Genomic DNA, 14,211 nt, shown 5'->3' with positions numbered 1-14,211 from the left:
TTCCGCATATGATTGGGCGGAGAACCGGACTGAAGGCGACTGCCTCTCAAACTTAAATCGCACTATAATGCTGACAAGCCGTGAAACGGTGACTATTTCATGACTCTATGCATTTTAATCACATTCGAGCAGGAATAACCGAGTCGGATGACAAAAAGCACCCCTAACGGCAAACATGAGCCGCAAAGTTCAATGAAGGCGGCCGCGAGTGCTGGCGGACTGGAAGCTCTGATTGCACGCGCCCACGCCGATGCCCATAGCGGACCGGCGACGAAAGAACGTGGAATTCCGCCTGTGGAACGCTGGAATCCAGAGTTTTGCGGCGATCTGGATATGGAAATCCGTGCTGACGGAACATGGTTCTATATGGGGACGCCCATTGGACGCCCTCAGCTTGTGCGACTGTTCTCGACTGTGCTGCGCAAGGATGAAGACGGAAAAACCTATCTGGTAACGCCGGTGGAGAAAGTTGGGATTCGCGTGGAGGACGCGCATTTCATTGCCGTTGAAATGCAGGTTTCGGGCGAGGGAGAGGCGCAGAAGCTGATTTTGCGGACCAATGTCGGAGATGTGATCGAAGTGGGTGATGAGCATCCGCTACGCTTTATCATTGAAAAGAACAGTGGAGGCCTCAAGCCATATGTGCTCGTTCGCGGTCGACTGGAAGCATTGCTGACGCGGGCTGTGATGTATGATCTCGTCGCACTCGGCGAAGAGATTGGGGTGGATGGCGTGTCGATGTTTGCGGTGCGTTCAAATGGAGTGATTTTTCCAATCATGCCTACCGATGCACTGGAGGTCGCCCTTCAATGAATGAGCGTGCACCACATCTCTTTCCGGCTTTTTCTGCGAGTGATTTTGCCGAGCGCGTGCGCAACTGGCAGCCGGATCATGACGATCTGACCGGAGACTATTCGCTCAACCCGGAATTCACACAAGCCATGGTCACATCGAAAATGCGTGATGCTGCCGTGCTCGTACCGGTGGTGGATCGTGGACCGGAGGCGACGTTGCTGCTGACGCGGCGCACTGAAAAATTGCGCAAGCATTCTGGCCAGATTGCTTTTCCGGGCGGCGCGATCGACCCGGAAGACGGTACGGCTGAAAATGCAGCGCTACGCGAAGCCAACGAGGAAATCGGGCTTATCTCCGAACGGGCTGAAATCATCGGGCATATGCCGCGCTATCTGACGGGCAGCGGGTTTTCGATCACCCCTATTCTGGCGGTCGTTAACACGCCTTTTGACGTGTATCCCAATCCAGACGAGGTGGCGGACATATTTGAAGTGCCGCTTTCATTTCTCATGAACCCGGCCAACCATCGGCGCGAAAGCCGACTGTTCAACGGTCAGGAACGTTTTTATTACGCAATGCCATATCACGAACGATTCATCTGGGGTGTGACCGCAGGGATCATTCGCGGACTTTATGAAAGGCTCTACGCTTGAGCGAGACACGCATTCATTCCATCAATATTTCTAGCCGTGCCGATTGGCTGAAGGCGAAGCCACTTCAGGCGCTTTTTGCAGCATTGAACCGTGATGGTGGCGAAGCGCGCGTGGTCGGCGGTGCTGTGCGCAACACGCTGCTGGGTACAAAAGTCAGTGATATCGATTTGGCTACCACGCATCTGCCGCAGGATACTGTACGACTTGCTCAGGAGGCAGGCTTCAAGCCCGTGCCGACCGGTATTGAGCATGGCACGGTGACGGTTGTCGTTCAGGGGCACCCCTTTGAAGTGACAACATTGCGCAAGGATATCGAAACCGATGGTCGCCATGCCAAAGTGGCTTTCGGTACGGACTGGAAAGCGGATGCCGAGCGACGTGATTTCACGATCAATGCGCTTTACGCAACGGTTGATGGCGCGGTGATCGATTATGTCGGCGGGCTGGCCGATATTGAAACGCAGACACTGCGTTTCATCGGCGATGCCGAAGCGCGCATCCGGGAAGACTATTTACGTATCCTGCGTTTCTTCCGCTTCTTTGCCTGGTATGGTTCGGGTCGTCCCGAAACCGATGGCCTGCGCGCCAGTGCGCGTCTCAAGGATGGCCTCGATCAGCTTTCTGCCGAGCGCGTCTGGTCAGAACTCAAGAAGCTCCTTGCTGCCCCAGATCCTTCGCGTGCGCTTTTGTGGATGCGGCAGGCTGGTGTCCTCACCGCCATTCTGCCCGAAAGCGAAAAATGGGGCATCGATTCGATCCATGGCCTCGTGCGTACAGAAGGCGATCTTGGCTGGCCTGTGGATGCTTTGTTGCGGCTTGAGAGCATGATTCCGCCGGATACGGCTCGCGTCGATGCTATGGGCAAGCGGCTTAAAATGTCGAACGCAGAACGGGCACGGCTTGAAGCATGGGCGCGGGCTGATGCCATCAAGCCGGAAATGTCTGAACAGGCGCTAAAAAAGCTCGTCTATCGTGGCAGTAAGCAGGCAGTCCTGGATCGCATTCAACTCAGCTATGCCCAAGCACGCAATGAAGCGATCGGCAGTGATGAGGCCATGATCCGTGCAGGTGGTTACGCGCGTCTGCTTGAGGCTGTTCAAAGCTATGAAGCGCCGGTGTTCCCGGTTACGGGTGGCGATCTTCTTCGCCTTGGCGTCGAGAAAGGCCCCGTTTTGGGCGAAAAGCTGCGCGAGTTGGAAACTCTCTGGATTGACTCAGGTTTTAGTCTTGACCACGAAGCGCTTCTGGACAAACTTGATCGCAATAAAATGAACGATTGACGGTTGATTATACAAAATCACGCCGCGATTTTCTGAGTTTATATCGTAAGTTCCGTTTTAGAGCATAATCCGACCGGAGTGAAACGAGGATCGATAAGATTATGCTTCAATAAAAAGGGTTGAGGCGCACCGATCTGATTCAATCAAATCGGCGCGTCTCAAGCGCCTGATTTGAAAGAGCAAAGAATGTCCTCTTCCGATACATCGACTTCGCAGAATACGGCCACTGATCCCAAGCAGAATTTTGGTACTGACGGTATCGCGCCTATGGAGCGTCCGGGTGCGATAACACGTTTCTTCATGGGGATCGTTGCCTGGGCAGAGCGGCTTAATCTCAAATACGCAAAGCTTGGCAATCCGCCTGTTTATGACAATGCCACCTTTCCTTGGGCAGCAGAGGTTGAGAAGGAATATCCGGCTATCCGTGCGGAGCTGGAAAAGGTTCTGCTGCGGCAGAGCGAACTGCCGTCCTTTCAGGATATTTCATCAGACGTAAAAACGATCTCGACGGATAATCACTGGAAGACGTTCTTCCTGCTCGGTTTTGGCGTGAAGTCTGAGCAGAACGTTCGCGCATGCCCCAATACATGGAATGCCGTGCAGAAAATTCCGGGCCTGACCACCGCCATGTTCTCGATCTTTGAGCCGGGCAAGCATCTGCCACCGCACCGTGGTCCTTATAACGGCGTGTTGCGTCTGCATATGGGCATGATCGTGCCTGAGCCTGCCGACAAACTTGCGATCCGGGTCGACAAGCAGGTCTGCCATTGGCAGGAAGGAAAGGTTCTTATTTTCGACGATGCCTATGAGCATGAAGCCTGGAACCACACCGAGCATACGCGCGTGGTATTGTTCGTTGATTTCGTGAAGCCACTGAAATTCCCCGCCCGCTTTGTGAACTGGGCGCTGATGAACCTTGCGATCTTCACCCCCTTCATCAAGGAAGGGCTGGACAACCACAATGAGTGGGAAAAGAAGTTCTATGCGCAAGCTGAAAAGCTTCGCAACCAGCCAAAAGCCTGAGCGATTTGACTTCAAGCTACAGCACTCTTAAATAATCTTCCGGAGGGCTTTTGAGCCCTCCTGTCTTTTTTGTGACCCATCATTAGTCTGGGTCTGCGTTAATGGGAATTGTTGATGCTGGAGATTGTCGGAAGCCTCTGATCGTTCCGAACAATAACTGCGGGTTTTAGAGCGCGTTTCGATCTGATAGGATCAGATCGGCGCTCTAATCATTTGTTTTAACGCGCATCTTTGTCCGAAAACCGTTTCACACTTTTCGGGATGCGCTCTAATCCACGCAGATGTTCAGGGACGGGAACGGCATTGGCCGTGGGTAAATTTTTGTTTGTCCGCGAGAGCTGGTGCTTGTCATGGTTTCCATCCAGGCATTAACGACAATGAATATCTCACGCATTGAACAGCGCGTACTGCACGTGCTGGCGCAGGGGGGCTATATCCGCCACCTGCGCGAAGACGGACGTATCTGCGAAATCGAATGTTATACCCGTGAAGGTTATCTGCTTTCCGATTGCACAATGGCTGTCTTTCAGCAGTTGCGCCGGAAGCGGCTGATCGAATCCCGCGCAGGCGGCGCGTATCGCATTTCGCTTAAAGGACGCATCAACGTCCGTGCACAAGCCAATAATCGATGAAGGAGCGCATGATGCATATCCGTAAGGAGCAACCAGGAGACGTCGCTGCAATTCGTCGCCTGACTGATGAGGCATTCCGCGGGATGCTTTATAGCAATCAGAAAGAGGCCGCTATCATCGATGCACTTCGTTTGGCATCGGCACTGACTTTGTCACTGGTTGCTGAGGAAGAAGGGTCTCTTCTTGGTCACGTGGCTTTTTCGCCCGTGCTCATCGATGGTACTGATTGCAACTGGTACGGGCTTGGCCCCGTGTCGGTTCAGCCGGGCAGGCAAGGTGAAGGAATTGGTAGTACACTCATCCGAGAAGGTCTTTTGCGACTGCAAGAGGCGGGAGCCAAAGGCTGCGTATTGCTCGGTGACCCGGGCTACTATCAGCGTTTTGGTTTCAAGGTTGATGAAGGACTCAGACTTGACGGTGTTCCGCCTGAGTATTTCCAATGCCTTCTGATTGACGGTGAAATGCCGAAAGGCAAAGTGACCTATCACTCAGCATTTGATGCATAAAGAAAGGGCGGGAAATTCCCGCCCTTTTGTTTGGTTCATTCTAGCTGTTACGGCCACTTCACCACGGGTGGCATGGATGAGAGAATAGAATTCACGTTGCCGCCGGTCTTGAGACCGAAGATCGTGCCGCGATCATAAAGTAGGTTGAACTCGACATAGCGTCCGCGACGGATCAGCTGTTCTTCGCGCTGTTCTGGTGTCCATTCCTTGTTGAAGTTCTGGCGCACGAGATGCGGGTAGACCACCGAGAAACCACGACCGACATCGCGGGTATAAGCGAAGTCCTTATCCCAGCCGCCCTGTTCTTCGGTTGAATGCAGCCAGTCATAGAAGATGCCGCCAATGCCACGCGCTTCGTCACGGTGAGGCAGGAAGAAATACTCGTCGCACCATTCCTTGACGCGCTGATAATCAACGATATCCTTATGTTTTTCGCAGATGAAGCGGAACGCCTTGTGAAAGGCGAGGGTGTCCGGATCTTCCTGTGTGCGGCGGTTGTCGAGAACGGGTGTAAGGTCAGCGCCACCACCGAACCATTGGCGTGTGGTCACGACCATGCGGGTGTTCATATGGACGGCTGGTACATTCGGGTTTTGCGGATGCGCTATCAGCGAAATGCCGCTTGCCCAATAGCGTGGGTCTTCTTCAGCGCCCGGTATCTGCTTGCGGAACTCCGGCGAGAATTCGCCATAGACGGTCGAGACATGTACGCCGACTTTTTCAAAGACGCGGCCATGCATGATGGACATGACACCGCCACCGCCTTTGCCCTCATCCTTTTGCCATGGGGTGCGAACAAAGCGTCCCGGCTCCTGATCGGAAAGCTGTCCTTGCAAGTCGTCTTCGAGCTGTTCGAAGCTCGCGCAGATACGGTCGCGCAGTTCTTCAAACCAGCTCTGGGCGGCTTGCTTTTTCTCTTCGATATCTTGCGGGATGATTGCCGGAATTTCGTCGCGCTGCATTTAGGTATCCTCTCACGCAATGTACCGAGCGACCTGAAAGGCCGCAAAAATTCAAACGTCTATCTTCCTGACTTAGCAAAGTCCTGCAGTCTGGCAAAGCGCGAAGAGTGCGCGGCTTGCGGGTGCGAATTCCTCTCCCCAAGAAAAGACTCGTCATGAAGTCGTTGCTTCCCTATCTTAAGCTTCCAAGGGATTGGAAGTTTCGAGTTTTCCCTTGTTTCGGGAGGCAATTGCATGACCGCATCTTCGCCCCGCCCACCACTTGAAGGCTTGCGCAAGCAGCTCGAAAAAGGTCGTGCCAAGAAGAGCCGTATGCCACGCGACGGGTTTGTCCGCGAGACATTCACCTTACCGCGACAGGCCGCACGCGATAAAGCGCGGGAATGGTTTGAGACTTTCCCCAAGGCTGCCTATTGGACTGAAATCGAAAGCTGGTGTGAACGGCCTGATGATGTCATCGAATTTACGATGCGTCGCTTGCCGGCATCGGATTAGAGATCTGAGTCAACGAGACGCTTTAAGCCATTGAAACCAGATTCAAATCAGGTATTTGCGAAAACGCCCTCCGGTTTTGCCGAAGGGCGTTTTCATTTCTGAGTCGTTATAGCATTACGAGACACCATTAACTCTTACGCGCATTTTTCCCGAAAACCGGTTTCCACTTTTCGGAATGCGCTATTTCGCTTCCGTCTGAGGTGCTTGCTCCCACGATTTCCAATCCTTGATGATGCTGTCAGCATATGCCTTACCAACGCGATAGGCATTGGTCGTTGCCAGCGGGAAACCACCCGACTTTGCCGCAAGGGATTCTGCAGCCGTCTGGTCTTTCCCCTGACGGTCGAAGTTGGAAGACGTGCGCAGCAGCGCAATACGGTCATAATCGAGCTTGCCTGCGTCGGCTGCGCGCTTGAGCGAGGTCAGCGTTGCATTGTCTTCCATCTGAGAGGTGCAGTAGTCGGCCTTACCGTCGGTCAGGAGCTTTGCCCACTGTTCCATGGCTTCGCCCAGCTTGGTGCCGTGCCAGTAGGTGTCGCCTGAAGCGGTATCGCAGATGGTAACCATTGGTGTGCTGGTTGCAGCTTCTTGTGTGTAGTGTTTGCGATATTCCTTGGCATCGTCACTGTCGAGAAGCTCAACGCCCTTGGTCGTTGCCAATGCGTAATCAGCAAGCTTGCCATTGAGTTCGAAAACTTCCGTACCTGCAGCCCATTTTGGCTTTTCACCCGGCTTTTCAGCGCCGAGACCGAAGAAGTCGGTCGGCCAGCCTTCAGGTGCTTCGCGGATATCAATGCGATGGTTGAGGTTGGCATCGACTGCGTATTTTGCCCAATGCGCAGAACCGAGTGTGCCATGCTTCGGATCAACGCCTGCGATACCGGCGATGAGGAAATAGGTGTGGCTCAGATCAAGCTTGTCGCTCAGCGCCATTGCTGAGACAGCGCTTGCTGCATTTGCAAAACCCATGGCCGTGGTCATGTGGCAGAGGCCTTCAGCCGTGCAATCGATCTCGGGATATTCAGGGCTCAAGCCCGGCAGCTTCAGCTTCTGCGTGAACTTTTCACCTTCCAGCCAAGGCTTTGCTTCCTCACCGAACATGGTGATGACCATGACCTTTGGCGAAATGGTTTCAGCAGTTTGCGCAAACGCAGGAGCGGCAACTGCGGTTGTCAGAAGCGAGGCTGTAAGAACAGAGGTGCGGAACGATGGCTTCATCGGAGAAGAACCTTTTCTGACTGAATATTAAATCTGCTTCGGGAACTGATTCCGTTTGTTCGTCTATGCGATTGAAACGGAATCGTTTTTTAAATTTCGCTGGCGCATAGCTTCGCCTGCGGTCAGTGCCACGGAAACCGCAAGATTGAGGGATCGTGCGCCCGGCACCATGGGGATAATCAGCCGCGCATCCGCGATGTCCTGAATGCTGTCAGGAACGCCTGCGGACTCTCGCCCGAACAACAGGATGTCATTTTTCTGAAACTGATAATCCGTATAGGGGATCGCGGCCTTGGTCGACAGCAACACAAGGCGTTTGCCTGCCTGCTGACGCCAATCATTGAAATGCTGCCAGTCGGCATGGCGGGTGAGGGCCGCCTGTTCCAGATAGTCCATGCCCGCGCGCTTCAGCGATCGGTCGGAGATGTCGAAGCCCGCAGGCTCGATCAAGTCCACCGCGAAGCCGAGGCATGCGGCCATGCGCAGGATGGTTCCCGTGTTTCCGGGAATGTCAGGCTGGTAAAGAGCGACACGCAGTTCCATATGAGGCGGGTAACGCACAAATCCGATGGCCGCAAGTGTTCAGATCGGTTGCGTCTCTCGCGTCAACACATCAATTCGCGGATGATGCCTGGTACGAGGATGAAAGTTCTCCTATCACAAAAATATTCCCTTTTTGTTCCTATTTTGCCTTGGCAATTTTTAAGGAGACACATAAAAGGATCGCCATGTTCAGATGGTTTGAAAAACGACTCGAAGCCTATCCCGAAGAGCCCCCGCGCGAGCCTCCGCGCGGGCTGGTGGCCTTCTGCCTTTATTATACCCGTGGCGCATGGCCATGGATTATCGGCATGGCAATTTTCACAACGCTGATCGCGATCATCGAAGTGTCGCTCTTTGCCTTCATGGGCAATATTGTCGACTGGCTTTCGCATCAGTCGCGTGAGACATTCCTGAGCAACGAGGGCTGGCGGCTTGCGATGATTGCAGGCGTTGTTCTGGTTGGCTTGCCTGGTGTGGTGCTGATCCATTCGCTGCTCATTCACCAGACGTTGCTCGGCAACTATCCGATGCGCGTGCGCTGGCTGATGCATCGCTATCTGATCCGTCAGTCCATGTCGTTCTTTCAGGACGAGTTTGCCGGACGTATCTCGACCAAGCTGATGCAGACCGCTCTCGCCGTGCGCGAAACGGTGATGAAACTGCTCGACGTGCTGAACTATGTCATCGTCTATTTCGCTGGTACGCTGTTTATTGCGGCCTCGGCGGATATTGTTCTGATGATCCCGTTTGCTGTCTGGCTGATCGTTTACATTGTCCTGTTGCGCTTCTTCATTCCGCGTCTCAGGGTGATTTCCGAACAGCAGGCTGATGCACGTTCATCGATGACCGGACGTATTGTCGACAGCTATACCAATATTGCGACCGTCAAACTGTTCTCGCATTCCAGCCGCGAAGAGTCTTACGTGAAGGAAAGCCTCGATGGCTTTCTAGGTACCGTGCATCGACAGATGCGGCTCATCACGATGTTCCATTTCACGCTCTATATGGCGAACTGCATTCTGTTGTTTGCCGTGGGTGCGATCGGCATCAAGCTCTGGATGAATGAAGCCATTTCGGTTGGTGCGGTTGCTGTCGGCATCGGCCTTGTGCTGCGCCTCAACGGCATGTCGCAGTGGATCATGTGGGAAATGTCTGCGCTGTTCGAAAATATCGGCACAGTGGAAGACGGCATCACGACGATTTCGCGCGCTCATGAAGTGGTGGATGCGCCAAATGCGCCCGCGCTGCATGTCAGCAAGGGTGCGCTGGATTTCGACAAGATCGGTTTCCACTACGGCAAGGGCAAGGGTGTTATCGAAGGTCTGTCGCTCGACATCCAGGCTGGGCAGAAGATTGGCCTCGTCGGCCGTTCGGGTGCGGGTAAGTCCACGCTGGTCAATCTGTTGCTGCGCTTCTACGATCTCGAGAAGGGTCGCATCCTGATTGACGGGCAGGACATCGCCAGGGTCACGCAGGATTCACTTCGCGCGAGCATCGGCATGGTCACGCAGGATACATCGCTTCTGCATCGCTCTGTACGTGAGAACATCATGTATGGTCGCCCGGATGCGACGGATGAAATGGTCGAGCGGGCAATCCGTCTGGCACAGGCTGATCAGTTCATCCCGCTGCTGACCGACGCGAAAGGTCGGCGCGGGCTTGATGCCCATGTCGGAGAGCGTGGTGTGAAGCTTTCCGGCGGTCAGCGTCAGCGTATCGCGATTGCTCGGGTTATGTTGAAGGATGCGCCGATCCTCATTCTGGACGAAGCAACGTCAGCGCTCGACTCGGAAGTGGAAGCAGCCATTCAGGACAGCCTGAATACGCTGATGGAAGGCAAGACCGTTATTGCGATCGCCCATCGTCTTTCGACCATTGCCGCCCTTGATCGTCTCGTCGTGATGGACAAGGGCCAGATCGTTGAAGATGGGACGCATGAGGAACTTGTTGCGCTTGGCGGCATTTATGCTGGACTATGGGCGCGGCAGTCGGGCGGCTTCCTGGGATTTGATGAACAGGCCGAAGCAGAGATGGCAAAGTAAGGATCACGCATTTGATGAAAGCGGTTTATAGCCTGTTCGAGCGCTGGGTTAACCCCTTCCGCGAACCGGACAAGCTCAGACCGCCTTCAACAACACTCGCCTTTCTCTGGCATTATGCACGCCAGGCTAAATGGCCACTTGCAGCCTCGTTGGCCGTCGGTGGCCTTTTGCCATTGGTGGAGGCAGGTCTCTTTTATTTCACAGGCAGGCTTGTCGATATTCTCGATCAGGCTGGCAAGGGCGGTGTCGAACGCAGTTGGTCGGCATTGTTTCAGGCTGCAGGTCCGGAACTTTTGTTCATGGGGATCACGGTTCTCGTCATCCGCTTTGTCGTTACCGCGATAAATACGCTGCTGGAAGGTCAGACGCTTTCACCCGGCTTCTACAATATGATCCGCTGGCAGGCGAACTCTTACGTTCAGCGGCAATCCTACGCGTTCTTTCAGAATGATTTTGCTGGACGCATTGCCACCAAGGTCTGGCAGGCGGGGCAGGCGGCTGGTGATCTTATTGAAAGTCTCATTCAAGTCGTCTGGTTTATGGCGATTTATAGCATCACAACTCTTTTTCTGGTCGGCCGCCTCGACTGGCGGTTGGCTGCAGCCGTTATCTTATGGATCGTTGCTTTCGGCCTGATCGCCCGACATTATCTGCCACGCATTCGCAAGAGTGCTGAAGCCTCCGCTGAAGCGGGCTCGATGATTAATGGCCGTATTGTCGACAGCTATTCCAACATTCAGACGATCAAGCTTAATACCGCTGATGATGACGAACGCTACATGCGCGAAGGCTTCATGCGGTATCTCGCTGCAATCTTGCCTTTCATGCGTTCATTGACTGGCGTGCGTCTTGCAATGACCGCGCTTTCTGGTGTGATGATCGTTACCGTAGCTGCAATTACCATCGATTTGTGGACCCGTGATGCGATTACCGTTGGACAGGTGTCCTTCACGCTTGGTCTGGTTTTGCGGTTGAACATGCTGCTTGGTCGCCTGATGATGCAGCTGAATGGTATGCTGCGTCAGCTTGGGCTGATCGAAAATTCGATGAAGCTTGTTTCCGAACCTTTGGGTCTGGAAGACAAGCGCGGTGCAAAACCATTGCAGATTACCGAAGCGCGCATCGATATCCAAAACGTCACGTTTCATTATGGTAAGGCGGCCGGCGTTCTCGATGGTATTAACTTCTCCATCAGGGGCGGGGAACGCGTGGGGCTCGTCGGCCATTCGGGCGCAGGTAAATCGACCCTCGTCAATCTGATCCTGCGCCTTTATGACGTCGAGAAAGGGGCGATCCTTGTTGACGGCCAGGACGTGCGCGATGTGACGCAAGCATCACTGCGCCGTGCCTTTGCGGTGGTCAGTCAGGAAACCGCACTTCTGCATCGCTCATTACGTGAGAATATCATGCTGGCGCGCGACGATGCGACGGATGAAGAGCTTGCGCAGGCTGCACGACAGGCGGAAGCAGATGAGTTTATTGCCAAGCTTGAGGACTTCAATGGACGCAAGTCTTTCGACGCTTTTGTCGGTGAGCGTGGTGTCAAGCTTTCTGGCGGCCAACGTCAGCGTATCGCGATCGCACGCGCTATTTTGAAGAATGCACCTATTCTTATTCTGGATGAGGCGACTTCTGCGCTCGACTCAGAAGTGGAAGCTTCGATCCAGGAGAACCTTCGTCAGCTCATGGACGGTAAGACCGTGATCGCTATTGCGCATCGTCTTTCGACCATTGCGGCACTTGACCGCCTTATTGTGATGGACAAAGGCCGGATTGTTGAAGAGGGCACTCATGATGAACTTATCGCACGTGGTGGCATTTATGCCGGTCTGTGGGCACGCCAGTCGGGCGGTTTCCTAGGCATTACCGGCTAATTCAAGACAATTTCGCGAGATGTTTCGCAAGCCGCTCAAAGTAAGATTTGAGCGGCTTGTTTTGTTCGGTCGCTTTTAAATCATCCCAATAAAGCACCCTGCGACATGGTGCCGTCCTATGAGGTTGGCGTCTGGACAAGGCTTTTCAACCTGCCTAAACCTCAATGTTGAGATGGAGGGAATTTCGTTCTGCAAGCAATTGTAGAACTGCTTTTTGCGTGAGCGCAAAAGGCTGGACTACTTTTGCCTAAGTGCAAAGGAACGAGGGGAGATTTCAATTGGATATCCAGGTTAAAAAGGAATTGGCACGTGAGCGCACACGACACGGCTGAGCCGACACGGCGTGATTTTTTGTATATTGCGACGGGAATGGCCGGTGTCGTCGGTATCGGCGGACTGGCATGGCCGTTTATCGACCAGATGCGCCCCGACGCTTCGACGCTTGCTGCAGCGTCCATTGAGGTTGATGTATCGTCTCTGGCAGAAGGTGCGTCACTCACCGTTAAATGGCGCGGGAAGCCAGTTTTCATCCGTAACCGTACGGCCAAAGAAATCGAAGATGCCAAGACGACTGCTCTTGGCGATCTGAAAGATATCGCGGCCCGCAATGCGAACCTTCCTGCTGATGCGGAGGCGACCGATGTCGCGCGTTCTGCTGGTGAAGGTAAGGAAAACTGGATCATCATGATCGGCGTTTGTACCCACCTTGGTTGTGTACCGCTCGGTGAATCGGGTTCTTTCGGTGGCTGGTTCTGCCCATGCCACGGTTCGACCTATGACACCGCAGGTCGTATCCGCAGCGGTCCAGCACCGGAAAACATGCACATTCCGGCATACGCATTTGCTTCCGATACGGTCATCAGGATCGGCTAAAACAGATCTTGGGGAGAGAAAACATGAGTGGTGGACACTCCACATATACGCCCTCGACCGGCATCGAAAAATGGGTCGACGAACGACTGCCTTTACCGCGCCTTGTCTATGATTCCTTTGTTGCCTATCCGACGCCACGTAATCTCAATTACATGTATACGTTTGGTGGCATTCTGAGCTTTATGCTCATTGCGCAGATCATTACCGGTATTGTGCTGGCAATGCATTATGCGGCTGATACGGGCATTGCGTTCAATTCCGTCGAAAAGATCATGCGCGATGTCAATTCCGGCTGGCTGCTGCGCTATATGCACGCCAATGGAGCATCCTTCTTCTTCATTGCGGTTTATCTGCATATTGCTCGTGGTCTGTATTATGGCTCCTACAAAGCGCCGCGCGAGCTTCTGTGGATTCTCGGTGTGGTGATCTTCCTTCTTATGATGGCAACAGCCTTCATGGGTTATGTGCTGCCATGGGGACAGATGTCCTTCTGGGGTGCGACGGTTATCACGGGCTTCTTCACCGCCTTTCCGGTGATAGGCGAACCGATCCAGCAATTGTTGCTTGGTGGCTTTGCTGTCGATAATCCAACGCTGAACCGCTTTTTCTCGCTGCATTATCTACTGCCGTTTATGATTGCAGGTGTTGTTATCCTGCACGTCTGGGCACTGCACGTAACCGGCCAGACCAACCCGACAGGCATTGAAGTCAAGTCGAAGACAGACACACTGCCGTTCACGCCTTATGCGACCATCAAGGACGCTTTTGGCGCGCTCGTCTTCTTCATCTTCTTCGCTTATTTCGTCTTCTACTTGCCGAACTTCCTCGGTCATCCGGATAACTATATCCCGGCAGACTCGCTGAAGACGCCAGCTCACATCGTTCCGGAATGGTACTTCCTGCCGTTTTACGCGATGCTGCGCGCTATCACCTTCAACATCGGACCGATCGACTCGAAGCTCGGCGGCGTTCTGGCCATGTTTGGTTCAATCGCGATCCTCTTCGTGGTTCCCTGGCTCGATACGTCGAAGGTTCGTTCAGCGGTCTATCGCCCTTGGTTCAAGCTGTTCTTCTGGCTGTTCGTCATCAATGCCATCTTCCTTGGCTGGCTTGGTTCGCGTCCTGCGGAAGGCACTTATGTCTTCATGGCTCAGTTGGGTACGCTTTACTACTTCGCATTCTTCATTGTCATCATGCCGGTTCTTGGCCTGATTGAGACGCCAAAGCGTCTGCCGAACTCGATTACCGAGGCGGTACTGGAAAAGGGTGCAGGCAAAGCTGAGATCGCCCCAGTGGACATCAAGGCTTGAAGCAG

14 protein-coding genes are annotated in these 14,211 nt (G+C 53.8%); 11 read left to right on the top strand and 3 right to left on the bottom strand.

What is annotated here, in order from left to right:
• The first annotated feature begins 147 nt into the window (after nucleotides 1-147).
• From ACSME1_RS03540 to ACSME1_RS03515, 6 genes are all read left to right on the top strand, one after another.
• A complete protein-coding gene (locus ACSME1_RS03540; protein ID WP_024899404.1) occupies nucleotides 148-813 on the top strand; it encodes a DUF1285 domain-containing protein in 666 nt (221 codons plus the stop codon).
• Nucleotides 810-1,448, top strand: coding sequence for a CoA pyrophosphatase (locus tag ACSME1_RS03535; RefSeq protein WP_435654937.1), 639 nt, complete (start codon nucleotides 810-812; stop codon nucleotides 1,446-1,448). The genes ACSME1_RS03540 and ACSME1_RS03535 overlap by 4 nt, the downstream gene beginning before the upstream one ends.
• 11 nt (nucleotides 1,449-1,459) lie before the next feature.
• On the top strand, nucleotides 1,460-2,728 hold the full coding sequence (locus ACSME1_RS03530; protein WP_235822363.1) for a CCA tRNA nucleotidyltransferase: 1,269 nt from the start codon (nucleotides 1,460-1,462) through the stop codon (nucleotides 2,726-2,728).
• A 186-nt stretch (nucleotides 2,729-2,914) separates the two neighbouring features.
• A complete protein-coding gene (locus ACSME1_RS03525) occupies nucleotides 2,915-3,751 on the top strand; it encodes an aspartyl/asparaginyl beta-hydroxylase domain-containing protein (RefSeq protein WP_024899407.1) in 837 nt (278 codons plus the stop codon).
• 377 nt (nucleotides 3,752-4,128) lie between these two features.
• A complete protein-coding gene (locus tag ACSME1_RS03520; RefSeq protein WP_024899408.1) occupies nucleotides 4,129-4,383 on the top strand; it encodes a YjhX family toxin in 255 nt (84 codons plus the stop codon).
• An 11-nt stretch (nucleotides 4,384-4,394) separates the two neighbouring features.
• On the top strand, nucleotides 4,395-4,889 hold the full coding sequence (locus ACSME1_RS03515; RefSeq protein ID WP_024899409.1) for a GNAT family N-acetyltransferase: 495 nt from the start codon (nucleotides 4,395-4,397) through the stop codon (nucleotides 4,887-4,889).
• Nucleotides 4,890-4,936: 47 nt separating this feature from the next.
• Here ACSME1_RS03515 and hemF read toward each other — a convergent pair whose 3' ends face one another.
• Nucleotides 4,937-5,851: an oxygen-dependent coproporphyrinogen oxidase gene (hemF, locus tag ACSME1_RS03510; RefSeq protein ID WP_024899410.1), complete on the bottom strand. Its 915-nt coding sequence runs from the start codon at nucleotides 5,849-5,851 to the stop codon at nucleotides 4,937-4,939.
• Between the two features lie 234 nt (nucleotides 5,852-6,085).
• On the opposite strand from hemF, the gene ACSME1_RS03505 reads away from it, so the two are divergent.
• Entirely contained in the window at nucleotides 6,086-6,346 is a 261-nt protein-coding gene (locus tag ACSME1_RS03505) for a hypothetical protein (RefSeq protein WP_024899411.1), read from the top strand.
• Between the two features lie 180 nt (nucleotides 6,347-6,526).
• On the opposite strand, the gene ACSME1_RS03500 is transcribed toward ACSME1_RS03505, so the two are convergent.
• Nucleotides 6,527-7,564: a purine-nucleoside phosphorylase gene (locus tag ACSME1_RS03500; protein WP_024899412.1), complete on the bottom strand. Its 1,038-nt coding sequence runs from the start codon at nucleotides 7,562-7,564 to the stop codon at nucleotides 6,527-6,529.
• 63 nt (nucleotides 7,565-7,627) lie between these two features.
• Nucleotides 7,628-8,107, bottom strand: coding sequence for a tRNA (cytidine(34)-2'-O)-methyltransferase (locus tag ACSME1_RS03495; protein ID WP_024899413.1), 480 nt, complete (start codon nucleotides 8,105-8,107; stop codon nucleotides 7,628-7,630).
• A gap of 185 nt (nucleotides 8,108-8,292) precedes the next feature.
• Here ACSME1_RS03495 and ACSME1_RS03490 point away from each other — a divergent pair, with 185 nt between their 5' ends.
• The 4 genes from ACSME1_RS03490 to ACSME1_RS03475 all read left to right on the top strand — a co-directional run bounded on the left by ACSME1_RS03490 (nucleotide 8,293) and on the right by ACSME1_RS03475 (nucleotide 14,206).
• Nucleotides 8,293-10,149, top strand: a complete 1,857-nt coding sequence (locus ACSME1_RS03490) for an ABC transporter ATP-binding protein (protein WP_024899414.1) — start codon at nucleotides 8,293-8,295, stop codon at nucleotides 10,147-10,149.
• A gap of 14 nt (nucleotides 10,150-10,163) precedes the next feature.
• On the top strand, nucleotides 10,164-12,023 hold the full coding sequence (locus ACSME1_RS03485) for an ABC transporter ATP-binding protein (protein ID WP_024899415.1): 1,860 nt from the start codon (nucleotides 10,164-10,166) through the stop codon (nucleotides 12,021-12,023).
• A 309-nt stretch (nucleotides 12,024-12,332) separates the two neighbouring features.
• Nucleotides 12,333-12,896, top strand: a complete 564-nt coding sequence (petA, locus tag ACSME1_RS03480) for a ubiquinol-cytochrome c reductase iron-sulfur subunit (protein WP_024899416.1) — start codon at nucleotides 12,333-12,335, stop codon at nucleotides 12,894-12,896.
• Nucleotides 12,897-12,919: 23 nt separating this feature from the next.
• Nucleotides 12,920-14,206: a cytochrome b gene (locus ACSME1_RS03475; RefSeq protein ID WP_024899417.1), complete on the top strand. Its 1,287-nt coding sequence runs from the start codon at nucleotides 12,920-12,922 to the stop codon at nucleotides 14,204-14,206.
• Nucleotides 14,207-14,211 lie beyond the last annotated feature (5 nt).

It is taken from the genome of Brucella pituitosa (genome assembly GCF_965577835.1).
GTDB classification, from domain to species: Bacteria; Pseudomonadota; Alphaproteobacteria; order Rhizobiales; family Rhizobiaceae; genus Brucella; species Brucella pituitosa.
This window is presented reverse-complemented; position numbering and strand designations above follow the sequence as displayed.